This window comes from Cohnella cholangitidis (genome assembly GCF_014107495.1).
GTDB lineage: Bacteria > Bacillota > Bacilli > Paenibacillales > Paenibacillaceae > Cohnella > Cohnella cholangitidis.
Window position 1 is genome coordinate 4,993,760 of record NZ_CP041969.1, and the last position, 23,750, is coordinate 5,017,509.

General features: G+C 52.1%; 20 protein-coding genes and 2 pseudogenes. 18 read left to right on the forward strand and 4 right to left on the reverse strand.

What is annotated here, in order from left to right:
* The first annotated feature begins 13 nt into the window (after positions 1–13).
* The 5 genes from FPL14_RS22930 to FPL14_RS22945 all read left to right on the forward strand — a co-directional run bounded on the left by FPL14_RS22930 (position 14) and on the right by FPL14_RS22945 (position 5,262).
* Positions 14–1,306, forward strand: coding sequence for a carbohydrate ABC transporter permease (locus tag FPL14_RS22930; RefSeq protein WP_229263632.1), 1,293 nt, complete (start codon positions 14–16; stop codon positions 1,304–1,306).
* Entirely contained in the window at positions 1,303–2,133 is an 831-nt protein-coding gene (locus tag FPL14_RS22935) for a sugar ABC transporter permease (RefSeq protein ID WP_182299926.1), read from the forward strand. The genes FPL14_RS22930 and FPL14_RS22935 overlap by 4 nt, the downstream gene beginning before the upstream one ends.
* Complete coding sequence (locus FPL14_RS30385) at positions 2,130–2,258, forward strand: hypothetical protein (RefSeq protein WP_267875386.1); 129 nt, start codon at positions 2,130–2,132, stop codon at positions 2,256–2,258. The genes FPL14_RS22935 and FPL14_RS30385 overlap by 4 nt, the downstream gene beginning before the upstream one ends.
* A gap of 13 nt (positions 2,259–2,271) precedes the next feature.
* The gene (locus tag FPL14_RS22940; RefSeq protein ID WP_182299927.1) at positions 2,272–3,732 is read left to right on the forward strand and encodes an alpha-amylase family glycosyl hydrolase; all 1,461 of its coding nucleotides are present in this window, start codon (positions 2,272–2,274) and stop codon (positions 3,730–3,732) included.
* Positions 3,733–3,837: 105 nt separating this feature from the next.
* A complete protein-coding gene (locus FPL14_RS22945; protein WP_407644627.1) occupies positions 3,838–5,262 on the forward strand; it encodes a hypothetical protein in 1,425 nt (474 codons plus the stop codon).
* Between the two features lie 93 nt (positions 5,263–5,355).
* Here FPL14_RS22945 and FPL14_RS22950 read toward each other — a convergent pair.
* A pseudogene (locus FPL14_RS22950) lies at positions 5,356–7,109 on the reverse strand (alpha-glycosidase).
* Between the two features lie 266 nt (positions 7,110–7,375).
* Here FPL14_RS22950 and FPL14_RS22955 point away from each other — a divergent pair.
* The 9 genes and pseudogenes from FPL14_RS22955 (at position 7,376) to FPL14_RS22995 (ending at position 16,620) form a co-directional block, all read left to right on the forward strand.
* On the forward strand, positions 7,376–7,912 hold the full coding sequence (locus FPL14_RS22955; RefSeq protein WP_182299928.1) for a sigma-70 family RNA polymerase sigma factor: 537 nt from the start codon (positions 7,376–7,378) through the stop codon (positions 7,910–7,912).
* On the forward strand, positions 7,902–9,248 hold the full coding sequence (locus tag FPL14_RS22960; protein ID WP_182299929.1) for a DUF4179 domain-containing protein: 1,347 nt from the start codon (positions 7,902–7,904) through the stop codon (positions 9,246–9,248). Before FPL14_RS22955 ends, FPL14_RS22960 begins: the two co-directional genes overlap by 11 nt.
* A gap of 50 nt (positions 9,249–9,298) precedes the next feature.
* Positions 9,299–9,865 (forward strand): DUF1802 family protein, encoded by a 567-nt coding sequence (locus FPL14_RS22965; protein WP_182299930.1) that lies wholly within the window; start codon positions 9,299–9,301, stop codon positions 9,863–9,865.
* Positions 9,866–10,047: 182 nt separating this feature from the next.
* Positions 10,048–10,827 carry a Fe-S cluster assembly ATPase SufC gene (gene sufC / locus FPL14_RS22970; protein WP_182299931.1) on the forward strand — a complete coding sequence of 260 codons (780 nt, stop codon included), beginning with the start codon at positions 10,048–10,050 and terminating at the stop codon, positions 10,825–10,827.
* 17 nt (positions 10,828–10,844) lie between these two features.
* A complete protein-coding gene (sufD, locus tag FPL14_RS22975; RefSeq protein ID WP_182299932.1) occupies positions 10,845–12,149 on the forward strand; it encodes a Fe-S cluster assembly protein SufD in 1,305 nt (434 codons plus the stop codon).
* Positions 12,150–12,151: 2 nt separating this feature from the next.
* Positions 12,152–13,381 (forward strand): cysteine desulfurase, encoded by a 1,230-nt coding sequence (locus FPL14_RS22980; protein ID WP_182299933.1) that lies wholly within the window; start codon positions 12,152–12,154, stop codon positions 13,379–13,381.
* A pseudogene (gene sufU / locus FPL14_RS22985) lies at positions 13,365–13,813 on the forward strand (Fe-S cluster assembly sulfur transfer protein SufU). The gene FPL14_RS22980 and the pseudogene sufU overlap by 17 nt, the downstream one beginning before the upstream one ends.
* 18 nt (positions 13,814–13,831) lie before the next feature.
* Positions 13,832–15,229 carry a Fe-S cluster assembly protein SufB gene (gene sufB / locus FPL14_RS22990; protein WP_182299934.1) on the forward strand — a complete coding sequence of 466 codons (1,398 nt, stop codon included), beginning with the start codon at positions 13,832–13,834 and terminating at the stop codon, positions 15,227–15,229.
* 425 nt (positions 15,230–15,654) lie between these two features.
* Positions 15,655–16,620 carry a C40 family peptidase gene (locus FPL14_RS22995; RefSeq protein ID WP_182299935.1) on the forward strand — a complete coding sequence of 322 codons (966 nt, stop codon included), beginning with the start codon at positions 15,655–15,657 and terminating at the stop codon, positions 16,618–16,620.
* Positions 16,621–16,683: 63 nt separating this feature from the next.
* Here FPL14_RS22995 and FPL14_RS23000 read toward each other — a convergent pair whose 3' ends face one another.
* The 3 genes from FPL14_RS23000 to FPL14_RS23010 all read right to left on the reverse strand — a co-directional run bounded on the left by FPL14_RS23000 (position 16,684) and on the right by FPL14_RS23010 (position 19,690).
* Positions 16,684–17,736 (reverse strand): HD-GYP domain-containing protein, encoded by a 1,053-nt coding sequence (locus tag FPL14_RS23000; RefSeq protein ID WP_182299936.1) that lies wholly within the window; start codon positions 17,734–17,736, stop codon positions 16,684–16,686.
* A gap of 152 nt (positions 17,737–17,888) precedes the next feature.
* Positions 17,889–18,935 carry a ThiF family adenylyltransferase gene (locus FPL14_RS23005; RefSeq protein ID WP_182299937.1) on the reverse strand — a complete coding sequence of 349 codons (1,047 nt, stop codon included), beginning with the start codon at positions 18,933–18,935 and terminating at the stop codon, positions 17,889–17,891.
* The gene (locus tag FPL14_RS23010) at positions 18,932–19,690 is read right to left on the reverse strand and encodes a molybdenum cofactor biosynthesis protein MoaE (RefSeq protein WP_182299938.1); all 759 of its coding nucleotides are present in this window, start codon (positions 19,688–19,690) and stop codon (positions 18,932–18,934) included. The genes FPL14_RS23005 and FPL14_RS23010 overlap by 4 nt, the downstream gene beginning before the upstream one ends.
* Before the next feature lie 118 nt (positions 19,691–19,808).
* Between FPL14_RS23010 and moaA the strand changes: the two genes are divergently transcribed.
* The 4 genes from moaA to FPL14_RS23030 are packed head-to-tail and all read left to right on the forward strand — an operon-like array spanning position 19,809 to position 23,640.
* Positions 19,809–20,810, forward strand: a complete 1,002-nt coding sequence (gene moaA, locus FPL14_RS23015; protein WP_182299939.1) for a GTP 3',8-cyclase MoaA — start codon at positions 19,809–19,811, stop codon at positions 20,808–20,810.
* 12 nt (positions 20,811–20,822) lie between these two features.
* A complete protein-coding gene (locus FPL14_RS23020; RefSeq protein WP_182299940.1) occupies positions 20,823–21,299 on the forward strand; it encodes a molybdopterin-dependent oxidoreductase in 477 nt (158 codons plus the stop codon).
* Entirely contained in the window at positions 21,296–22,741 is a 1,446-nt protein-coding gene (locus tag FPL14_RS23025) for a bifunctional metallophosphatase/5'-nucleotidase (RefSeq protein ID WP_182299941.1), read from the forward strand. Before FPL14_RS23020 ends, FPL14_RS23025 begins: the two co-directional genes overlap by 4 nt.
* A 47-nt stretch (positions 22,742–22,788) precedes the next feature.
* Entirely contained in the window at positions 22,789–23,640 is an 852-nt protein-coding gene (locus FPL14_RS23030; protein ID WP_182299942.1) for an undecaprenyl-diphosphate phosphatase, read from the forward strand.
* The last annotated feature ends 110 nt before the right edge of the window (positions 23,641–23,750 follow it).

Here is a 23,750-nt window from a genome sequence, read left to right on the forward strand (position 1 = left end):
GAGATGGCTCAGCTTGAAGCGAAATGCAGTAGCCGCCGGTTGGCTTTCGGTACTGTGCGCCGGACTTGGACAGTGGTATAACAAGCAATACGCGAAAGGCCTGCTGTTTGTTTTTATTCACGCTATCGGAATTTACCTCGTCTCGACGACCTTATTCACTAAAATCAAAGGACTTATCACCCTTGGCGAACAAGGGCAACACTTGGAAAAAGTAGGTAAAATATTCAAAAACGTTCCGGGAGACCACTCCATTTTCATGATGATTCACGGAGTTCTTGCGGTCATTGTTTTGGGTCTGTATATCGTCTTCTACATTTTGAATATTCGCGATGCCGTAGCTGTAGGCCGCAAACGGGACACGGGAAGTGCAGTGAAGGGATTAAAAAACGATATTTTCCCCTGGGCGCTTCTGGCGCTGCCGATTATCGGAGTTCTGTTTTTCACAATCATGCCTATCGTGTTTACTTCTTTGCTCGCATTTACCAACTACGCTTCGCCCCATCATATACCGCCGAAAAATTTGGTGGACTGGGTCGGCTTCGGAACCTTCGACAAGCTGTTTAACATGAACGTCTGGGCCGACACCTTCGGAGGTGTCTTGACCTGGACGATTATCTGGGCAATTCTGGCAACCGTCACCTGTTACTTCGGCGGGATTCTGGTTGCGCTGCTTATCAATCAACAAGGAATCAAGCTGAAGGGCTTCTGGAGAATGCTGTTTATTATTCCTTATGCGATTCCTCAATTCGTTTCCTTGCTGATCATGAGAAACATGCTGAACGAGAAGTTCGGGCCGATTAACCAATATTTCAGATATTTCGGTTTGGAAGGGTTACCGTGGCTGAACGATCCGTTCTGGGCCAAAGTATCCGTTATCGTAGTCAATATGTGGATCGGAATTCCGGTTTCGATGGTACTGGTCATGGGAATCCTGACGACGATCCCGAAAGATTTGTACGAAGCCGCGGACGTAGACGGAGCATCCGCGTGGATGAAATTCCGCAATATCACGATGCCGTATGTCCTTTTTGCGACGGCGCCTATCTTGATAACGCAATTCGCGGGCAATATCAACAGCTTTAACGTCATCTTCCTGCTGACCGGGGGTAATCCGGCGACGATGAAGTATAACAACGCCGGACAGACGGACTTGCTGGTTACCTGGTTGTACAAGCTGACGCTCGATTTCAACCAGTACAATATCGCTGCCACTGTAGCGATCCTGCTATTCCTAATCATCGCAGTCATGTCGGTTCTGTTGTATAGCAGAACTAGATCGTTCAAGGAGGAGGACATGATCCAATGAAACCGCGTATATTCTTCAGTTACCTATTGTTGATCCTGATCGCGCTCGCATGCGTATATCCGGCGTTATGGACGATCTTGTCCTCCTTCAGGGAAGGCAACTCCTTGTTCAGCGACACGATCATTCCGACCAAGTGGACTTTCGATCACTATCGGGATCTGTTCGTGGAAAGAGTGGACAGGAAAATTCCTTACGCGACCTGGTACTTGAACACGATGAAAGTAGCCGTAGCAAGCATGGTGCTTGGAACGCTGATCCAACTGTTGACGGCGTATGCCTTCTCGCGCTTCCGCTTTAAAGGGCGCAAATCCATGCTTATGATCGTTTTGATTCTCGGAATGTTCCCAGGTTTCTTGAGCCTGATCGCTATCTTTACTATTCTCAACACGCTGGATCTTCTGGATTCCTTGTGGGCGCTCATTCTCGTTTATTCCGCCGGGGCAGCTCTCGGGATGTTCGTCGCCAAAGGGTTTTTCGATACGATTCCCCGGAGCTTGGAAGAAGCGGCTAGAATCGACGGCGCAAGCCACATGAGGATATTCGTAAGTATTATCCTGCCTTTGTCGAGACCTATTATTACTTATATCTCGCTCACCACTTTCGCGGGGGCATGGGTAGACTTCATTTTCGCAAGAGCAATTCTAAGAACGCCGGAAAACTGGACGCTGGCCGTAGGACTTTGGAATATTATCGATTCCTATAACAGCACAGAGTTTACCTTGTTCGCCGCGGGCTGCGTCCTTGTGGCGATCCCGATAACGCTTCTCTTTATGTACACGCAACGTTTCTTGGTTGACGGCTTAACGGCAGGAGCCTCCAAAGGATGAGGAAAGCGATCAAGCATTCGCTTGGGCTCTTGTTCGCAACGATGCTGCTAGCCGGGTGCACTTCCGCTCCCCCCGCGGAGTCGCCGGCAGCGTCACAGGCGGTTCAACTATCCCCCGAAGGTTGAAGGGCCGACGAACGTGTATTATGAAGTATTCGTTCGATCCTTCGCGGATTCGAACGGCGATGGCATCGGAGATTTGAACGGGCTGACCGATAAGCTGGATTATCTGGACCGCTTAGGAGTAGATGGTCTGTGGTTAATGCCGATTCAGCCCTCTCCGAGCTATCATGGGTACGATGTGACGGACTACTACGGAATTAATCCCGACTACGGCACGATGGATGATTTCAAACGATTAATCGCGGAAGCTCACAAAAGAGATATTCGTATCCTGATGGATTTGGTCGTTAATCATACTAGCGTGGAGCACCCGTGGTTCGTAGATTCGGCCGCAGGCAAGGACAGTCCTTACCGGGACTGGTACACATGGGTCGACGACGCGGAGAGCGCGACGCCGGCCGACAGCGCGACAAGCAATCCGGCTTGGCATGCCGCGCTCAACGGCCATTATCTTGGCGTATTCTGGGAAGGGATGCCCGACCTGAATTTCGACAATCCGAAGGTTCGCCAAGAAATGATCGCCATCGGCCAGTACTGGCTGAAGGAAGGCGTAGATGGCTTCCGGTTGGATGCGGCTAAGCATATTTACGGCGATTTTAATGCCACGGTCGGTTCTAAGCCTATTCAAGCTAAAAATAAAGCTTGGTGGCAGGAATTCCGGCAAGGTTTAAACGCGGTGAAACCGGATGCTTATTTGGTCGGCGAAGTGTATGACAATACGGCTATCGTCGCCCCTTATTTGGATAATGCGTTTAACTCGGCGTTTAACTTCGATCTGGCCGAGTCGCTCATTAGCTCCGCATCCTCGGAGAGCGCGTCCGGCATCGGATTTACGCTGTCCCGGATCCACGAGTTTTTCTCCAAGACTTCGGGCGGCAAGTTCGCGGACGCCCCGTTCTTGTCTAACCATGACCAGAACCGCGTCATGAGCGCGCTCGGCAACAACGTCGATCATGCCAAAATAGCCGCCTCGATGCTGCTCACGATGCCGGGAAATCCCTTCATCTATTATGGCGAAGAGCTGGGAATGAGCGGAGTGAAGCCGGACGAGAGAATCAGGGAACCGTTTCCGTGGACGCGGAATGCGGGATCGCCGGAGGAAACCGCTTGGGAAAGCTCGACTTACCGGGATCCTGAAGTATCCGTAGAGGCGCAGGAGAGCGCCCCCGACTCGTTGCTTAACCATTATCGAAAGCTAATCTCTTGGCGCGCCCAGGAGAAGGCTTTAAGAGAAGGGACGATCGGTTCTTACGATACGGATAGTTCGTTCGTGACTTCTTACACGAGAGTAAGCGGAGACGAACAAGTATTGGTGTTGCACAATATGACCAAGGATCCTCAAAGCTTAACGCTTGAGGCAACCAAGTCTCAGCCTACCGTATTCGCCAAAATAGCTCATTCGAATAACTCCGAAGCGAAGCTTGATGGCCGGAAGCTCGAACTGCCGCCTTATTCGACGGTTATCTTGAAACCCTGAAAGATTTTCAAAGAATTTCAACCCCGAACCCGAACCCCCTTCAGGTTCGGGGTTTTTTAATTGTACGAACGCTATCCATCCTCCGACATACAATGAAGCACTTACATGAAAGACTGGAGAGTGGCTCTGGTGGACATTCAATTAACTTCGCTGCATTGGGTCTATTTAGCCTTCATTGCCTTTATTTTAGCGCTGCTGTTGAAGCGTCGGGACACGACTCTCATTTGCGTTGCCGGTATTTTCACGCTCGGCTTGATCGCTACGGAAAGCTTGAACGGCTCCGTGTCCGGCATTTTCAATAGTTTCATCTTCGCGACCAAAGAATTGCTCGGCACTATTTTCATTATTTCCATAATCGTCGCGATGAGCCGCGTATTAATCATTACGGGCATAAACGAAACGATGGTAAAACCGCTTACCGGATTTCTGCGAACCCCGACGCTGGCCTTCTGGGGAATCGGGATCATCATGTTGGTAACCTCGCTGTTTTTCTGGCCGTCTCCCGGGGTTGCGTTAATTGGAGCCGTTCTTCTTCCCGTGGCCCTGCGCGTTGGATTGCCGGCGCTTGGAGCGGCTATCGCCATGAACCTATTCGGGCATGGGATCGCTTTATCCGGCGACTATATTATTCAAGGGGCGCCTAAGCTGACGGCTGACGCGGCAGGTTTGCTGGTGTCGCAAGTCATGGAAGCGAGCGTGCCTCTCGTCATCGTAATGGGGTTGGTGACGACGATCGTCGCTTTCTGGATGATGCGCAAGGACATGAAAAACGGAAAATGGAGAGACGGTCTCGTAAGCGGAGCGGGAACCGGCGTAACGGGAGCAGGTTCTGCGACGGTTGCCTTGCCCCAATCGCTTAAGAGGGTTCTGGCGATGATCATTCCGCTTTTATTCGCTATAGACGTAGTCGCCATGTTCGTCTTTGATCTTCAAGGCGGGGATGCCACGGCATTGATCGGGGGAACCGCGGTAGTCATTCTGATCGGAGTGACGATGATCGCGCATCGAAACAAGGGCTTGGAAGAAACGACTTCCTATTTAATAGAAGGGTTTCAATTCGGATTTCGAGTATTCGGTCCCGTTATCCCAATCGCCGCGTTTTTCTATTTGGGGGACTCGGCGTTCAAGGATTTGTTCGGCGATCAACTGCTACAAGGCTCGCACGGAATCGTGAACGATCTCGGGGTCGCGCTGGCGAATCACGTTCCGATGAACGGAGCGGTCGCTTCCGCGACGTTAACGGCGACTGGAGCTATTACGGGGTTGGACGGCTCGGGGTTCTCGGGCATCTCTCTCGTCGGCTCTATCGCTCACATGTTCTCTGCGGCGATCGGAACGGGAGCGGCTACATTGACCGCGCTCGGCCAAGTGGCGGCGATCTGGGTCGGCGGCGGCACGTTGATTCCGTGGGCGCTTATCCCGGCGGCGGCGATCTGCGGCGTGAGCCCGTTCGAGCTGGCGCGACGCAATTTCAAGCCGGTGTTGATCGGTTTGGCCGTAACGACGTTCGTTGCGATGTTCTTAGTTTGAAGATTAGTTTAAAGAAAAAAAGCTGTGCTCCCTGCTCATGATGAGAAGAGGGGCACAGCTTTCATGCGTTCCAAGGTTCGAACAATGGCCGGTCTACTTCAGTTGCAAGACGGCAAATCCGATCGCTGGAACGGATACTCTCAGCATGCCGGCCGACGCGCTCAGGACGCCGTCGCCGAACACGACTCGGTAAGCGGAGGTTTCGCTGCCATCCACGGGGATAGGCACGGAACTGCCGCTCTCGCTTGCGTTCAGCACGACGATGAATTTTTCTCCGTCCGCTTCGCGCGCATACGCAACCGATTTATCGCCGGGCTCCGAGTATAGCAGTCGGTAGCTTCCATCCCGCAAGGCGCGATGATCGTTGCGCAGCTTCACCAAGTCAGCGAAAAATCGGAACAAATCCCGATCTTGCTTGGATGTATCCCATTCCATGCATTTGCGGCAGCCTGGATCGTGCTCTCCCGTAAGACCGATCTCGTCTCCGTAATAGATACACGGCGTACCCGTAAGCGTAAACGGAATGGCGTAAGCCAGCTTCATTCGGCGTTTGTCTTCATTGCAGACGGTAAGCAACCGCGGCGTATCGTGGCTTCCCAGCAAGTTAAACGCGACTTCGGATGCTTGCTGCGGGTAAGCGGCATGCAAATAACCGACCAAATCGGCGAACTGGCGGCCGTCTCGGGTATCTTTAACCGCATAATCGATGACGGCTTCGGTCAAAGGATAGTTCATAACGGCATCGAATTGATCCCCGGCTAGCCATGGCTGGGAATCGTGCCAGATTTCCCCGAGAATATACGCTTCCGGATTGGCGGCCTTGACTACGTCGCGGAATTTTCTCCAGAAGCGGTGATCCACTTCGTTGGCTACGTCCAAGCGCCAGCCGTCAACGCCGATATCTTCGATCCAATACCGGGCAACCTCGAGCAAATATTCCTGAACGGCGGCGTTCTCCGTGTTGAGCTTAGGCATATGCGGCTCGAAGGCGAATGCATCGTAAGTCGGCACGCGATCCCGGACCTCAAGCGGGAACTCCCTTACATGGAACCAGTCCGCGTATCGGGAGTCGGCCCTTTCTCCTTCACGTCGAGGAACGGAGGGAACATGCCGCCGCTGTGGTTGAATACGGCATCCAGCAGCACTTTGATCCCGCGTTCATGGCAGGCTTGCACCAGCTCTTTCATTTTCTCGTTAGTCCCGAAGTGCGGGTCGATCTTCATATAATCCATCGTATCGTATTTGTGATTGGTAACGGCTTCGAACAACGGATTAAAATAAATCGCGTTAATTCCTAGATCAGTCAGATGGTCGAGATGATCGATAATGCCTTGCAAGTCTCCTCCGAAAAAATTGTGAGGAGTAGGCACTCCTCCCCAAGGCTCCACGTTGCTCGGATTAATGGACGGATCTCCGTTCGCGAATCGTTCCGGGAAGATTTGATAGAAAACCGCGTCTTTCACCCAAGCAGGAGGAGCGAACACGTCCGCCGGATTAAGGAACGGATATTCGAAATACAGATTCAGGTTATCCGGCTCGCTATCGTGGAACCCTTGCTCGTTTAACCAGATCGTTTCCGTTCCGGATTGAAACTTAAAGCCGTATTTCAGCCTGCGATATGTCGGCTTGATCTCAGCCTGCCAATAATCGAACAGGTTATCTTGGGAAATGATCTTCATTGCGGAAGTTTGCGAACCAAGAGTCGGCCAAATGTATTTGTCTCCGTGGATAAGGGTAACGGACTCGACGTCATCTCGTTTGGTGCGAATGCGCACATGAATCGTTTCGCGATCGTAGGCATAAGACCAATTGTTCTTAGGACGGTGGTAAATAGCTTCTTTTTGCATGAGATGAGCTCCTTTGTTTGAATAAATAGGGCACGATAATTCCCAACATAACAAAAAATAGGCGCAACCAAGGAACATTCGCTCCGAGGTTGTGCCTATCGTCGTTTGACTGGGCAACAGGGCCTTTAGATTTAATGAACCCATTATACGCTATAATGAGTCGAAATGGAATCTTCTAAATAAAATGAACCGAGATTGCCGCTCCGACATCTAACGGATAGGAAACATTAAGATCGTCATAAATACGCAAAAGAGAGGGGAACGTTATGTCGGAACTGGCATGGAAAACAGACGTGCAGCTGGCTTGTTCCGGCGATCGGGACGCCTTCGCGAGGCTTGTTCGCGAGATGCAAAACGAGCTTTACGGGATGGCCAGGACTCTGCTGAGCAAGGACGAAGATTGCGCCGACGCGATTCAAGAGGCGATCCTGAAAGCCTACCGCGGCGTTCCGAAGCTACGGGAGCCGGCTTATTTTCGAACATGGATAATGCGGATATTGATTCACGAATGCCAACAAATTTACCGTAAGCAGAAGCGGACGACGCTATCGGATAATCTACCGGAGAGAGCCGCGCAGTCGGCGGAGAGCGATCTGGATTTGCGGCAAGCCGTGGAGAGGTTGGAAGAGCCGTTGCGATTGTTGGTTAAGCTGCATTATTTCGCGGATATGCCGCTCGCGCAAATCGCCGAGATGATGGACGTTTCCGAAGGAACGTTGAAATCGAGATTGTATCGGGCTAGACGTTATTTGGCTAAGTGGCTGAATTTGCCGGAGAGAGGGGAAGTCGGTTATGAGTTCTAACGAATTGGACGCGCTGCTTCGAAACGAGAGGCCGGCTATGCCGTCGAACATGCCTTGGAGCGTTGCGCAACGAATGGAAGAAACGCTGCAAGCCTTGCCGACGCGGGACGCGCTAAAGCGGGGAACGCAACGGATTCGCAGGCTGGCGGTTGCGGTCGCGTCCATCGCGGTTATCGGAGGCGCGGTCGCGAGCTATGTTTTATTTGCCAAGGATCAGCCTTCGGAAATCGCGAAATTGCCACCCGATAGCACGGTCGAGCAACGATCGGAATTCATTCGGACTCCCGTACTGGGCTCGTTGATCCATGATGCGAATATGGAAAAGAACGGTCCGGCCGTGACGGATCAAGGAATTACGTTAATGGTGCGCGACGTTACTTATGACGGGTCCGAGATGGCCATACGATACTCCGTTCAGTCGGATAAAGAAATTGACGGATATATGATGGATGCTATTCTGGCAATGGATAGTCGCGATATTGGAAAAGTGGGGTACATCTCATCCTCGGAAAATTATGAGCAACTACAGCATCGTTACGAGAAGTTGGATTCGGATCAATACGAGGGGGCTATTAACTCTTGGAAACTAGCCTACTCGGACTATCGTCCGGAATCCTTTAACTTAAAATTGGAAGTTACGAGAATCGGCAATCAAGCCGGTAACTGGTCGTTGAACATTCCGGTGTCCAAAACCCCGGACATGACCGTCGTTACGTCCGACTTAATGAAGACGACGGATGAGGGCACTCTGGAATTGAATCGGATTGTGCTTTCTCGGATATCTTCTCAAGTGGAATATCGCTTCGAGGGGGGGGGTAAGAACAAGTCATCCTGGTTCGGCGTAGAAGTGACGGATGACAAAGGAATCCATTACGGAAGCCATATCGCAGATAACGTTACTTCATTGGGTTATATGGACTTAGGTCCCGTGGCTAGCGGAACGCAAGCATTGATTATTCGCCCCTTTTACGAGGACTTTCGAAATAGTAAGAAAATAGAGGTAAAGGATCTCTTCCACACTCCGATGCTGAAGCAGCCGACGGAAGACGAGCCGCTTGTCTTGCCTCTTGGGGAAGGGCGAGAGATGTACGTTACGGGATTGGAATATTTGGCGGACAAAACGATCGTACATTCGAAGTCGACATCGGTGAGCGGAGGGTTTGCCATTCAAGACGAGAACGGCAAATTGCTTCCGGTTCTGTCGTTTGGATCGGACGGCTCGGTCGAATTCAAGCCGATTCCCGAAGATGCTAAGCTGACTTTTCTAACCCGACCTACATATCCGCGGACTTACATTCCCGAGCTCGAGCTTAGAGTCGACCTCCCTCAACGGTAACTGTGCTATAATGAAACCATTATTGTTGAGGCAAAGGGGAGCAGCTCAGAATGGACAATCCGATCGCGCTCAGGGAATGGGCGGTAGCAGTCAAGGCGCTGGAGGAAGGCCGGCAAGTCATCGTCTTGCGCAAAGGCGGGATTTCCGAAGAGACCAAGGAATTCAGGTTGGAGAGCCCGCGGTTTTATTTATTCCCTTCCTTCGAGCACCAAAGAGCGAATCTGGTCAAACCGGAAGCGAGCGGGATGGTCGGTCTGACGCAAGCCGAGGCGGAGGAACTGGACGGCCAAGTACGCATAGCCTCGTATGCGGAAGTGATCGAGGATATTGAGGTGACGGACGTAGAGACGCTGCAGAGGCTGGACGGACTGCACATCTGGACCGAGGATTACGCGGAAGAACGATTGAAATGGAAGAAGACGAAACCTCTGCACGTTCTAGTGCTTAGAGTGTACAAATTGGATACGCCGCAAACGATTCCGATGAAGGAAAGCTACGGCGGCTGCAAATCTTGGATAAGCATTGAAGATATTTCGTCGGCGACGATGAAGCCGGTGCTGAACGATAGAGACTTCGAGCAGCAGGCCAATGCGGTGAGGAAGCGAATAAACGGTTAACGGAACGGCCATTCCGGACCTCTTACCCATGCGGAAGAGGCCCGGTTTGCTTTTTTGCCGTTTCTTTCATAAAATTGTTATTGAGAATCAGTGAGAATCAAATTAAAATGATTATAAATAAGGATTTATTTTAGTTGCAGCTTTGACTTCTATAAATCCTCATAGAAACTTGGAGGTTAAGTATGTCTACTCAATTCGAAATTCAAGGTTTGAAGTCGTCCATAGAGGGCAAAGAGATTTTGAAGGGGATCGATCTTAAGATCAAAGGCGGCGAAGTTCATGCGATCATGGGCCCCAACGGTACGGGTAAAAGTACGTTGGCATCCGCGCTCATGGGCCATCCCAAATATGAAGTAACGGACGGTTCCGTAACGCTTAACGGCGAAGACGTGCTAGAGATGGGCGTGGACGAGCGCGCGCGCGCGGGCCTGTTCTTGGCAATGCAATATCCTAGCGAAATTACGGGCGTGACGAACGCGGACTTCCTGCGCAGCGCTATCAACGCTCGTCGCGAAGAAGGCAACGAGATCTCCTTGATTAAATTCGTGCGCCAAATGGAAGGGAAAATGAAGGAACTGGAAATGAACCCCGAGTTCATGCACCGTTACCTGAACGAAGGTTTCTCCGGCGGCGAGAAAAAACGGAACGAAATTTTGCAAATGATGTTGCTCGAGCCTAAGCTCGTCATTCTGGACGAAATCGATTCCGGTCTCGATATCGATGCTCTCCGCATCGTAGCCGAAGGCGTTAACGCCATGCGTTCCGAGGATCGCGGTTTCCTGATCATCACTCACTACCAACGTTTGTTGAACTATATTACGCCTGACTTCGTGCACGTCATGATGCAAGGGCGCATCGTGAAATCCGGCGGGCCGGAGCTGGCTCACCGTCTGGAAGCCGAAGGATACGATTGGGTTAAAGAAGAACTGGGCATCGTCGACGAGACCGTCGGCCAGGCTTAAGAGGGGGCATAGCAATCATGAGTACACCTACCACCTCCTTCGGCCGGGAAGCGGCTGCCGCGTTGGCTCGCAGCAAGAATGAACCGGCATGGCTCGTCGCTCAGCGCGAAGAAGCCGGACAATTGGCGACGGAATTGAATTTGCCGAAGCCGGAGAAGCTCCCGCTTACCCGCTGGACGTTAGACCAATACGGCACGAACCGTCCCGGACAGACCGTATTGTCCGTATCCGATTTGCCGGCCGCCATTACGGCGCTGCTTCCGGAAGATCATGCAGGCACGTTGATCGTGCAGCACAACTCTTCCGTTGTCTTTACCCAGTTGTCCGATGAATTGAAAGCGCAAGGCGTTATCTTGACTAGCATAGAGGATGCCGCGCGGAATCATGAAGAGCTGTTCCGCAAACATTTTATGACCGCATATACGAAAGACGAGCACAAGCTGGCGGCGGTGCACGCGGCGTTATGGAACGGCGGGGTATTCTTGTACGTGCCTCGCAACGTAACGATCGAAGCTCCTATTCAAGCGCTTCTGTTCGCGGACGACGCGGAAGCGACATTCATGCCGCATATTCTCGTGATCGCGGATAGCAACAGCCGCGTCTCCTTCGTAGAACAGCTTGCGTCCTCTTTAGGGGATTCGACGGCAACGCTGCTTCATAACAGCGCGGTAGAAGTATTCGCCAAAGCGGGAGCGGTTGTCCAGTACGCGGCAGTTCATCAGATGGACAATAGCGCGATCGACATTGCATACCGTCGCGCCGTCTTAGATAACGATGCTCGCATCGAATGGATCATCGGAGACTTGCATAACGGCAATTCCGTTACGGACACGAAATCGGTGCTTAAGGGCAACGGCTCGACTTCCGATTCGAAGATCATTTCCGTCGGAACGGGAAGCCAGCGGATGAGCTTGACTACGCAAGCCGTTCACTTCGGCCGTTCGACCGAGAGCGACATGATTACCCGTGCCGTCATGAAAGAAGAAGCGACCGCGATCATTAACGGCATCACGAAGATCGAGAAGGGCGCAACGAAAGCGAACGGCCAGCAGACGGAGAAAGTTCTGATGTTGAGCCCGAAAGCGCGCGGAGACGCCAACCCGATTCTATTGATCGACGAAGACGACGTAAAAGCGGGCCATGCGGCCAGCGTCGGCCAAGTGAACGCCGACCAAATATACTATTTGATGTCAAGGGGTATCTCTCGCAGCGAAGCGGAACGTTTGATCATTCGCGGATTCCTTGATCCGGTCGTTTCCGAAATTCCGCTGGAAGGGCTGCGCGAGCAATTGCACCGCATCCTCGAAAGAAAGCTGGGCTAACTATGGATCCCATCGCGTTGAAATCGGAATTTCCGATTCTTCATCAAGATATTAACGGTCATCCGCTCGTATACCTGGATAATGCGGCTACGACACAGAAGCCGCGATCCGTTATCGAAGCGGTTAAACGCTACTACGAGTGGGACAACGCCAACGTGCACCGCGGAGTTCATACGCTAGGCTCGAGGGCGACGGACGCCTATGAAGGAGCAAGGGAGAAAGTCGCCCGGTTCCTCAATGCTCCCGCTTCCCGCCAGATTATTTTCACGCGCGGAACGACGACGGCATTGAATATCGTAGCTTCCGGCTATGCCCGCCAGACGCTTCGCGAGGGCGACGAAATCGTCATTACACCGATGGAGCATCATAGCAACTTGATCCCTTGGCAGCAAGCCGCCAAGGCTACGGGAGCCACCCTGAAGTACATTCCGTTGCAACCGGATGGGACGATTACGCTCGAGGACGTAGAAGCTACCGTGACTGAGCGGACGAAAATCGTCGCCATCACGTACGTCTCCAACGTGCTCGGCACCGTCAATCCGATTGCCCGGATCGCCGAGATCGCTCACCGTAAAGGCGCGATTATCGTCGTTGACGGCGCGCAAAGCACTCCGCATCTTAAAGTGGACGTACAAGCGCTCGACGTGGACTTCTACGCGTTCTCCGGCCATAAAATGTGCGGACCGACCGGAATCGGGGCATTATACGGGAAAGCGCAATTGCTTGAACGTATGGAGCCCGTGGAGTTCGGAGGCGAGATGATCGATTTCGTCGAGCTGCACGATTCGACATGGAAGGAGCTGCCTTGGAAATTCGAAGGCGGTACGCCGATTATCGCAGGCGCCGTAGGATTAGGCGCGGCGATCGATTTCCTCGAGCAGGTCGGCCTTCACAATATCGACCAGCATGAGAAAAAGCTAACCCGGTATGCTATGGAGAGGCTTTCCGCTATTGAAGGCTTGACGATCTACGGACCGCGCGAAGAACGGGCCGGGCTCGTGACCTTCAATCTGGGGGATGTTCACCCCCATGACGTCGCGACCGTGCTGGATACCGACGGAATTGCCGTTCGCGCAGGGCATCATTGCTGCCAGCCGCTCATGAGATGGCTGAAAGTGAGCGCGACGGCGAGAGCGAGCTTTTATTTATACAACACCGAGCAAGATATCGACCGGCTGGCCGAGTCCTTGGTTAAAACAAAGGAGTTTTTCGGTTATGAGTCAATTAGATGATTTGTACCGCCGCGTCATTATGGATCACTATAAAACGCCGAGAAATCGCGGCGAGCTAGAAGAAGGCTCCGTTACGGTTAACTTGAACAATCCGACCTGCGGCGATCGGATTTCCCTTCAGCTTCAACTCGAGGACGGGATTGTCCGAAACGTTAAGTTTACCGGAGAAGGCTGTTCGATCAGCATGTCGTCGGCTTCGATGATGACGGAAGCGGTCATGGGCAAGACGAGCGAAGAAGCGCTCAAGCTAGCGGATAAGTTTTCCTCCCTGATGAAAGGCGAGCCCGTCGAATTCGAAGATTACGAAGACGTCGAGGCGCTGTCGGGGTCAATAAGTTTCCTGCGCGGATCAAATGCGCGACGCTCGCTTGGAATGCGCTTCGCAAAGGCGTAGAGCACGGAGAAGGCAAGCATGAAGGCATTGAAGAATAAACAAGGAGGTTGAACGTTATGGCTAAGCAAATGCCCGAGATGGAAGAGTACAAATACGGGTTTCGCGATGAGCATAAAGCGATTTTCCAATCCGGTAAAGGCCTGACCGAAGAGATCGTCCGCACGATCTCGGAAATGAAAGGCGAGCCGGAATGGATGCTGAAATTCCGCCTCAAATCGTTGGAGCAATTCCGCAAGATGGAAATGCCTAAATGGGGCGGCAACATGGACGATCTGGATTTCGAGGACATCCAATACTACGTCAAACCATCCGAGAAACAAGGGAAAACGTGGGAAGAGGTTCCGGAAGAAATCAAGGCTACGTTCGATAAGCTAGGTATTCCCGAGGCGGAACAGAAGTTCTTGGCGGGGGTATCGGCCCAGTACGAGTCCGAGGTTGTCTACCACAGCATGCAAGAGGATCTGGAGAAGCAAGGCGTTATCTTCATGGATACCGACACCGCTATCCGCGAGCATCCGGAAATTTTCAAAGAATACTTCGGCACGGTCATTCCCCCAGCCGATAACAAATTCGCGGCGCTTAACAGCGCGGTATGGTCGGGCGGAAGCTTTATCTACGTACCGAAAGGCGTTCAATGTACGGTTCCGCTTCAAGCCTACTTCCGCATCAACTCCGAGAACATGGGCCAATTCGAGCGTACGCTGATCATCGCGGACGAAGGCAGCTCCGTTCACTATGTCGAAGGTTGTACGGCTCCGGTATACAGCACGAACTCGCTTCACAGCGCGGTCGTTGAGATTATCGTCAAGAAGGACGCCCGCGTCCGTTACACGACGATCCAGAACTGGGCGCCCAACATCTACAACCTCGTTACGAAACGCGCGGTTGCGGAAGAGAACGCGACGATGGAATGGGTCGACGGCAACATCGGTTCCAAGCTGACGATGAAATACCCGGCCGTCGTTCTGAAAGGACGCGGAGCGAAAGGCATGGTACTCTCCATCGCGGTTGCAGGCAAAGGCCAGCACCAAGACGCGGGCGCTAAAATGATTCACTTGGCGCCGGACACGAGCTCGACGATCGTATCCAAATCGATCTCCAAGCACGGCGGTAAAGTGACGTACCGCGGTCTTGCCTCTTTCGGACGCAACGCGGAAGGCGCGAAATCGAACATTAAATGCGATACGCTCATTCTCGACGACCAATCGACGAGCGATACGATTCCTTACAACGAAATCATGAACGACAACATTACGCTAGAGCACGAAGCGACGGTGTCCAAAGTATCGGAAGACCAACTGTTCTATCTGATGAGCCGCGGATTATCGGAAGCGGATGCTACGCAAATGATCGTTATGGGCTTCATCGAGCCGTTCACCAAAGAACTGCCGATGGAATACGCGGTCGAGATGAACCGTCTGATTAAGTTCGAGATGGAAGGTTCGATCGGTTAAGTAAAATATAACGTTAATAAAATGAAATCCCGTCCGGCCTTAAGTGGCTGGACGGGATTTTCTTTATGGCAGCGGCTCGTTATTTCGATTCGTCAGGCTCCGACATAAACCAAGCGATATGCGTACATTTTCGACAGACGAGTATGGTGGCATTTTTGTTTGCCCAATCTAATCCGAAAAAAGTCGCTCCCCTTGAATTCAGTTGCCGGTAGTCTTTATCAAAGGTATCGTTTCCGCAACATGGGCATGAGAGCGAAGCGCCGCCAGCATGATATCTCATCGTAAACCGCTCCTTTTTATTCTTGTTCCTCTTTCGTGAAATATACGTACTTTAATCTCAAAGGTTGCATAGCGGGCATAAAAGGTAAGCCGCAACGCCATTCTATAGGTGAATGACTATCTACTTGGAAGGCGGATTAAACTCCATGAAGCTCACCAGAACGTTATCGTTAGCAACATTCCTGACCTTGTTGGCCGGCTGCGTCCAGAATCCAGGCGATACGATGAATCTTAAGCAGCATTCCGGTCCGGTCAAGGTTCAGTCCAACGGACAATCTCCGGCGGATTTGACGGAAGGCCGGCACATCGTACCGATCCAAAACTTGCAAAATACGGGCTATGTTTCTCTAGACGATCTTGCCCAAGCAACGGGGTATCACGGAGCCTGGTTGCGGGACGGGACGTACGGAGTAGGCGACTACGATGCGGCATGGTTATTCAAAACGGGAGACAGCACGGTAACGGTTGCCAACAATAAAGTTGAAATGCCGGCTTCGGCGATCAAAGACAATAATCATTTGTACATTCCCGTTGCTGCATTGCAGAAGCTGTTCGGAGACGTAACGGTGTTTACTGTCGAACCGGACGATGTCGCCTTTTTCCCCAAGCCGTCGCCTAACGAAACGGGAGCGAACGGCCGTAATTTGGATTTCGCGGATGCCCGGCCTACGAAACCCGCTTTAGCGGCGGATTCGGAAGGAATTATGAATGCGGCAAGCGAAGATTCGCGAATGATCGCGTTCGCCAAGAAATTTCTGGGGATCAAATACGAGTTCGGTACAGGCGCGTACAAACAAACCGGAACTTTCGATTGCTCGTCGTTTACTCGCTACGTCTTCGACCAGTTCGATGTAGACCTGCCAAGAATAGCTAGAGCGCAAGCCGAGAAAGGACATTATGTCGACAGAGATAAGCTTGAAGTCGGCGATTTGTTGTTCTTCTATGTGCCCGGGCGTTTCAAGAGCAATGAAACGGTAGGGCATGTAGGCATCTACATGGGCAACGGGAATATGATTCATGCGAGCCCTAAGCCGCAAGACGGAGTTCAAATTACTCCGATCAACAAAGCCTACTGGAAAGATACCTTTTTGTACGCCAAACGCTATTTGTAATTTCCGGAACAACAATAAAAGGCAATTCCTTGAGCCCGCGGCTCGGGAATTGCCTTACGTTATTTAAGCATGAACGTGTTTGATTTCATAATTCCGTTTCACGGACAGATCGAGAAATTGATCGCCGACTTGTACGAGCGGCCGGAAAAAGTCGGTCGGATGGGTCATGACGATCGTTCCGATTTCTCCAGTCGATAATTCAACGCTCTTGCCGATAAAATTGGGAACCATATGACGGATAAAAGTATGGGTGATATCCGGATCGAGCTCCCGGAAGCTTAGCTCGAACATCTCCCGTAAAACGTGCAGCAGATCTCTTTTCTCGCGGTATACCCGAGAAGATATCATAGCGCTATAGACGTCTGCCACGGCAACGACTTTGGCCATCGGATGAATCTGATCTCCCGAAAGTCCGTGCGGATAGCCTTTGCCGTCCATTCGTTCGTGATGCTGCAAAGCGGCTAGAGCGATTGCGTTGTCGTCGAAGGAGTTTTTCAGGATATCGTATCCGAATTGAGGATGGTTTTTGATTTCGTTGTATTCTTCGTCCGAGAGCTTGGTAGGTTTATTAAGAATCGTTTCGGCGATCTTGCATTTGCCGATGTCATGCAGAAATCCCGCTTTGCCGGCCCGTACGGTCGCTTCCTCGTCCCAGCCCAGCCAACGCGCTATGTAGTAACTAAGCATGCCTACTTGTACGGAATGCTGGTAAGTGTAGTCGTCTTGGCTATTAAGCATCAGCAATAAAGAGACGACATCGCGTTCCGCGCGGAAGTTCTCGACGAGAGGCTGGAAACTTTCTTTGACATCGTCCTCGTAAATACGCCCTTCCTCCAGAGCGCGTTCGAACAACTGCTCGGCTCCGGCTACCGCGTCGTGGTAGAGCGGGCGAAGCAGCGGATTGTAAGTAGAAGGCGCAGGCTCTTCTTCGGCTTGAAAAGGCGCGTTGCCGGGGCGCCATTCGATTTCGACGAAATCAATCTGGTGTTGGTACATACGAGATAATTCTTTTTCGTTAAGAACGGTCCCTTTGGAAAGGACGTGTAACCCGAAGGAGTTAAATATATCTTCGGATAATTGGTCTCCCGAACGCACATCCGTAATATGAACTCTCATATGACACCTCGATAAGGTTATCGTGAAGAAACGACGATTTTCGATGAAATTCTTCCCAATTCCTATGCTACCAAGTTAAGCGTTTTCTTGCAATAAATTGTTGGTAGATTCTTTAAGGCGTTAATTTAATTTCAGGGATTCCGCAAATTTCATCATTCACCCATTAGCTCAGCGTAAATCCGCCTGGCCAGCAAGGGATCGTCCGTGCCCATGACGAGCGCGCGCCCGTCCGAGAAGAGCAAGAAAGTCATTCCGTCAGGTAAGTGCAATCTTAAGGAGTAAGGATTGAGTTCGGTACGTCCGGCTTTGCCGAACCGCAGCTCTATCGATCGCAGGTCCAAGGATAAGGGGGTTCCCGGCGACACTTGAACCGTATTGCGTCCGCAAAGGGATGCGGTCATGGTTTCGCTCTGCTTTTCCTCGTCCAGCAATGCGAAACGGCGCTCGCCGCAAACGGGGCAGGAAATCTTCCTGGCTCCTTGGACGGATAAAGATTGCCAATTATGCTGCCAGAGGTCGATCTGCAACAGAGAGCCGTGCAGAGCTTCAGGCTGGCCCGTCAGCAGCTTGATCGCTTCCATGACTTGAACGGAACCTATCGTGTCCACGATAGGAGAGAGCACTCCCGCCGTTTCGCATGTATCCAGCGAGCCTCCCGGAGGAGGCTCCGGAAACAGGCAACGCAAGCATGGAGTCGACCCGGGAACGACCGTAAGCGACATGCCGGAGGCGCCGACCGCTCCGCCGTATATCCATGGAATCCGATGTTTGACGCTGAACTCGTTAATTAAATATCTAACGCTGAAATTGTCCGTTCCGTCGACGATAACGTCGGCTCCGGATAGAAGCGCTTCCGCGTTGAAGGAAGATAAGTCCGCCACGCGGGGAACCAGGTTAATTCCGCTATTGACGGCAGATAGCCGGGAAGCGGCGGCGATCGCTTTCGGAGTGCCGCCAGCCGCGTCCGTCTCGTCATAAAGAAGCTGCCGCTGCAAATTGCTTCGATCCACGATATCCCTATCGATCAGGGTGAGCTTACCCACGCCTGCCCGGGCTAAGTGGTTGGCGATTACGCAGCCTAAAGCGCCGACTCCGACGATAGCCGCGTGGGAACCAAGCAAGCGCTCCTGCCCTTGTTCCCCGATCGCCGAAAATCGCGCTTGCCTGGCGTAACGCGAATCCTTGCCGGCGCTAGTCATTGTTCCTCTCCTCCAGCTCCGTCAAGCGAAGCGATCGGATTCCAAGGTCCCAACTGATGGCCTTTCCACTCCGTACCGTCCTCGTAAATTTCTTTTTTCCATATTGGCACCTTCTGCTTCAACCGTTCGATCGCATAACGGCTCGCTTCGTAAGAAGCGGCCCGATGGGAGGAAGAGATGGCGATGACGACGCTGATCTGCCCGATCCCGACAGTGCCGATCCGATGGGATATGGCGCACAGCGTGCCAGGCCAACGCGCGGATATTTCTTCGCCGATCTGGGCTAAAGCCGACTCGGCCATGGGGATGTACGCTTCGTATTCCAAAGTGACGGTCCGCTGTCCCGCCGTCCATTCTCTAGTCGTGCCAACGAAAGCGATAGCGGCTCCGTGGTCGGGATGGTACACCTTGGCTAAAATGCTATTTACGTCTATATCGCTTTCGGTTATGACGTACCGCGGCTCTTCGCCGATACCGTCGTCCGCGATCGTGCCGCCGTCCGAACCTCCCGAGACCGGAGGCAGCAAAGCGAGCTCGTCCGAGCTGCTTACGAGAGTGTCGTCGCCGGCATAGGATTGATTTTGCGCCAAGAAACATACGGATAGAATATCCGCGTGTTCGGGATATTGAGCTGCAAGCTTCTGCTTGATCTGTCCTGCCGTAAGCCGGGAGTCTTCCCAATCTTGTTGAATGGCGCGCGTTCCTAATCGTTCGGCAAGTCCTGCGAATAATGAGATCGTCCAAATGTTTGTCATCTTTATTTACAACTTCCTCCCGCGAAACGTTGAACATTACTTACCAAGCATACCATATCGCTTGCGAAAATGTTATGCTAGAAGGACACCAGAAACGGCACCGAAGGAGAGAGTCGAGATGCCAGACTTAATAGATCGGTTCGGAAGAAAACACACCTACTTGCGTATTTCCGTAACGGATAGATGCAACTTGCGATGCCTGTATTGCATGCCCGAAGAAGGCATGGTTTTTATGGAGCAGGAAAAATTGCTGTCTTACTCTCAGATTATTGAAGTCGCGGCCAGCGCCGCCAAGCTCGGCATTCGCAAATTCAGGATTACCGGGGGAGAGCCGCTCGTCAGGCCCGGACTGGAAGAGCTGATCGCCGGCTTGTCGGCTTTGCCCGGCGTGGACGATATATCTCTGACGACCAATGGATTGTTATTGGCTCCTCAGGCCGCGAAGCTTAAGCAAGCGGGACTTAAGCGCGTGAATATTAGCTTGGATACGATGGATTCCGCCCGGTTCAAATTTATCGCCCGTCGCGGGAACCTTGATAAAGTATGGGAAGGAATCGAAGCGGCGGTTGAAGCGGGATTAAACCCGATTAAGCTTAATTGCGTGCTGCTCAAAGGAATCAACGAGGATGAAATCGGACGGTTCCTCAAGCTGTCGATGGAACAACCGATGCATATCCGATTTATTGAATACATGCCGATCGGACACGATGACGATGGCTGGAGGAAACACTATCTTCCGCTCTCCAGAGTGTTGGAAGAGGCGGCGCGCTTGGGCTACGAGCTTGTTCAGGAAGAAGGACCGATGGGAAGCGGGCCTTCCGAGAATTGGAAAATCGTCGGCGGCGCGGGATCGTTCGGGCTCATCCATCCGATAAGCGAGCATTTCTGCAAAAGCTGCAACAGGTTGAGATTGACCGCGGACGGTCATATTAAACCGTGTTTGTATTGGGTTGACGAGCTGAATGTCAAACCTGCGCTCGGCTCTCCGGAAGCGATGGAGCAGTTGTTCCTGAAGGCGATGGACATTAAGCCGGAAAATCATGAAATGGCCGCATTGCTTGCGGGAGACAAACAAAGCCATGTGCCGACGGAGCGGCGGATGTCGCAAATCGGCGGTTAGGAGAGAAGACACTTGTCCGTAATCGTTATTTTGCCGAATGAAGAGAAGTCCGAGACGACGCCGGTAGCGATGGCGGAACTGTCGAATGAGCTTTTCCCCGTCAGCGCGCGCGTTCCCGGAACAGTCGGAGAAGGCTTTGATTTGCTTAAGTGGTACCGCGCTTACGTTCGCTTGAACGTTGCCGACGGGAATCCGACGCCAGAGGAACCGACTCATCTTATCGTAAGGGCGGCCGACGAATTCCAAGCGACCATTCCTTGGCAGCAATTAGACAACGCCCTGTTTCAATACGCGATCGACGGACAACCGCTCGTCAAAGGGAAACCGCTGCGTTTATACGTTCCGGATGGAACAAGCGCGTGCCTAAACGTGAAAAGCGTCGTTTCCATACGTTTCGCAACCGACGCCGCGCTGGGAGAGGAAGCGAAGTACGGTTTTCTAAACGAAGTTTCACCGGATCTGATGATCAAAGGGTTGAAAACCCGATGAGCGAGACGAAACTAACGCTAACCCTGTTGCATACGAACGATACTCACAGCCATTTCGAAGAGGTCTCCCGGATCGCCGGTTATTTCGCGCAAGTCAGAAACCGGGTAGAGCCGGATAATCTGATCGCGATCGATTGCGGCGATTTTCTCGACCGCGCGCGGATGGAGACCGAAGGCACCAAAGGCGCCGTGAATCGCGCGGTGATCGAATATATAGGTTACGATGCGGTTACTCTCGGCAACAATGAAGGATTAAGTTATACTCCCGGCGAGTTGGATGTACTATTCCAAGGGTTGCCGATTCCGCTCGTGTGCTCCAATATGAAGCTTCAGCAATCCGGACAATGCCCCTCCTGGATGGTGCCGTCGCTTAAAATCACGAAATCGGGCGTGCGAATCGGGATCATCGGGCTAACCGCGCCATACAACGATTATTACGACCTGCTAGGCTGGAAAGCGGCGGATCCAATGGCCGCCTTGAGATCGGAAGCCAATCTTCTGCGAGGCGAAGTCGACGTTTTGATCTTATTGTCCCATCTTGGCTTGCGTCACGACGAGAACATCGCTTCTACCGTCGAAGGCATCGATCTTATTTTGGGAGGGCATACCCATCATTTGCTCGAGGTCCCTTTGCAGATCGGAACAACGACCATTTGCGCTGCCGGGAAATTCGGTGCCCATGTCGGACATCTGGAGCTTGAGTTCGGCTCCGATCATAAGTTGATCAAGATATCGGGCGGGAGTCGGGCGACGGAGACGTTTCCCCGCGAACCGGGCTTGGATCGACTCATCGAGAGCTATCGCTTGCAGGCCAAACGGAAGCTGAACCGTCAGATCGCGAATTTGGCGCAACCGATCGAATTGCGGCTGGATCAGGAATCGCCTTTGCCGACATTGCTCGCAAGCGCGGTAAGGCGGTTAACTTCGGCCGAGATCGGGCTCGTGAACGCGGGACAATTTCTCGAGGGATTGCCTGCCGGTCCGGTTACCGAAGAGATGATACATGCGATCTGTCCTTCGCCGATTAACCCGTGCGTTATTCAGCTGCTCGGGAGCTCGATCGTTAGATCGTTAGAAGAGAGCTTGCTGCCCGAGTTTCAAGGACTTGAATTTCGAGGATTCGGCTTTCGGGGGAAAGTACTGGGAACATTGTGCGTAGACGGGCTGGAGATTATAGCGGACCTGGCTCAGGCGCCTTACCGTCGAATCGCGGAAGTCAAGGTCAATGGCGTTCCGCTTGAGGAGTCGCGAACGTATTCCGTCGGAACACTGGATATGTTTACGTTCGGAGTCGGTTATATCGGATTGAAAGAAGGGCAAGACGTTCGTTACTTTTTGCCGGAATTCATTAGGGACGTGCTGGCCAAGGCGCTAAATGAACAGCAGATGATCCAAGACTGCCGTTTGCCTCGCTGGAGGCTTGCGGGTCAGGAGCAAAAATAAATGACCCAAATTCAGAGTTTATCCAAGGTTAGGAGTGAAGGGCAGTCATGCTGCATTGGTTCGATTCTATTATTCTAGGCATCGTAGAAGGATTAACCGAGTTTCTGCCGGTATCGTCAACGGGACACATGATCCTTACGAATAAGCTGCTAGGCTACGAGGAAACGCCCGAACAGCTTAAGACGTTCGAGATCGTTATCCAGTTCGCCGCGATTCTTGCGATCGCGCTAGTGTACCGTCAGAAGATTTTGCAAGTATTCGGTCTTGGCAAAAAGGAAACCGTTCAAGGGCTTTCCGTCGATGCTTTTCCGAAGCGTCGCTTGAATCTCGTTCATGTCGCATTGGGTATCGTTCCGCCGCTCGGAATCGCCTTCCTCTTCCGCGATTACATTAAAGAGATCGGCTTCCATACCGCGCCGGTTCTATGGGCGCTCGTCGTCGGCGGTATTTACATGTGGGTGACCGAGGCGTTGTACGATTCGGGCAAAATCAAACGAACGGCGGAGACGATGGATGACATTTCGTACAAGCAAGCGCTGCTGATCGGGGTGTTGCAGTGCGTATCCGCCGTCTGGCCGGGTTTCTCCAGATCGGGATCCACCATTGCGGCCGGGATGTTAGGCGGCGTAAGCTATCGGGCATCCGCGGATTTTTCGTTTTTCATCGCGATTCCGATCATGACGGTCGCGACGGGTTATGAAGTACTAAGCAATATAGATAACTTCCGTTCGGGCGCGATCGACGTTGGATTTTTATTGACCGGATTTATCGTTTCTTTCCTCGTGGCATGGATCGTCGTCGTTGCGTTTTTAAAAGCTTTGCAGAAGTTTAAATTAAAATATTTCGCTTGGTATCGTTTTGTGATTGCCGCTCTATTCTACGTTTTTATCATGAGATAGAAACTGCCGCATGATGAATTATGTCGATTTATGTGGAAAAAAGTGATATATCTATATTGAAAACTCTTAAATAATCGAGTCGGACTTCCGATGTTAAGAATAACGGTCTA

Bases quoted from the DNA above. Each gene is read 5' to 3' on its own strand.
- FPL14_RS22935 (WP_182299926.1), top strand. From the start codon at position 1,303: ATGAAACCGCGTATATTCTTCAGTTACCTATTGTTGATCCTGATCGCG.
- FPL14_RS30385 (WP_267875386.1), top strand. From the start codon at position 2,130: ATGAGGAAAGCGATCAAGCATTCGCTTGGGCTCTTGTTCGCAACGATG.
- FPL14_RS22945 (WP_407644627.1), top strand. From the start codon at position 3,838: ATGAAAGACTGGAGAGTGGCTCTGGTGGACATTCAATTAACTTCGCTG.
- FPL14_RS22955 (WP_182299928.1), top strand. From the start codon at position 7,376: ATGTCGGAACTGGCATGGAAAACAGACGTGCAGCTGGCTTGTTCCGGC.
- FPL14_RS22960 (WP_182299929.1), top strand. From the start codon at position 7,902: ATGAGTTCTAACGAATTGGACGCGCTGCTTCGAAACGAGAGGCCGGCT.
- FPL14_RS22965 (WP_182299930.1), top strand. From the start codon at position 9,299: ATGGACAATCCGATCGCGCTCAGGGAATGGGCGGTAGCAGTCAAGGCG.
- sufC (WP_182299931.1), top strand. From the start codon at position 10,048: ATGTCTACTCAATTCGAAATTCAAGGTTTGAAGTCGTCCATAGAGGGC.
- sufD (WP_182299932.1), top strand. From the start codon at position 10,845: ATGAGTACACCTACCACCTCCTTCGGCCGGGAAGCGGCTGCCGCGTTG.
- FPL14_RS22980 (WP_182299933.1), top strand. From the start codon at position 12,152: ATGGATCCCATCGCGTTGAAATCGGAATTTCCGATTCTTCATCAAGAT.
- sufB (WP_182299934.1), top strand. From the start codon at position 13,832: ATGGCTAAGCAAATGCCCGAGATGGAAGAGTACAAATACGGGTTTCGC.
- FPL14_RS22995 (WP_182299935.1), top strand. From the start codon at position 15,655: ATGAAGCTCACCAGAACGTTATCGTTAGCAACATTCCTGACCTTGTTG.
- FPL14_RS23000 (WP_182299936.1), bottom strand. From the start codon at position 17,736: ATGAGAGTTCATATTACGGATGTGCGTTCGGGAGACCAATTATCCGAA.
- FPL14_RS23005 (WP_182299937.1), bottom strand. From the start codon at position 18,935: ATGACTAGCGCCGGCAAGGATTCGCGTTACGCCAGGCAAGCGCGATTT.
- FPL14_RS23010 (WP_182299938.1), bottom strand. From the start codon at position 19,690: ATGACAAACATTTGGACGATCTCATTATTCGCAGGACTTGCCGAACGA.
- moaA (WP_182299939.1), top strand. From the start codon at position 19,809: ATGCCAGACTTAATAGATCGGTTCGGAAGAAAACACACCTACTTGCGT.
- FPL14_RS23025 (WP_182299941.1), top strand. From the start codon at position 21,296: ATGAGCGAGACGAAACTAACGCTAACCCTGTTGCATACGAACGATACT.
- FPL14_RS23030 (WP_182299942.1), top strand. From the start codon at position 22,789: ATGCTGCATTGGTTCGATTCTATTATTCTAGGCATCGTAGAAGGATTA.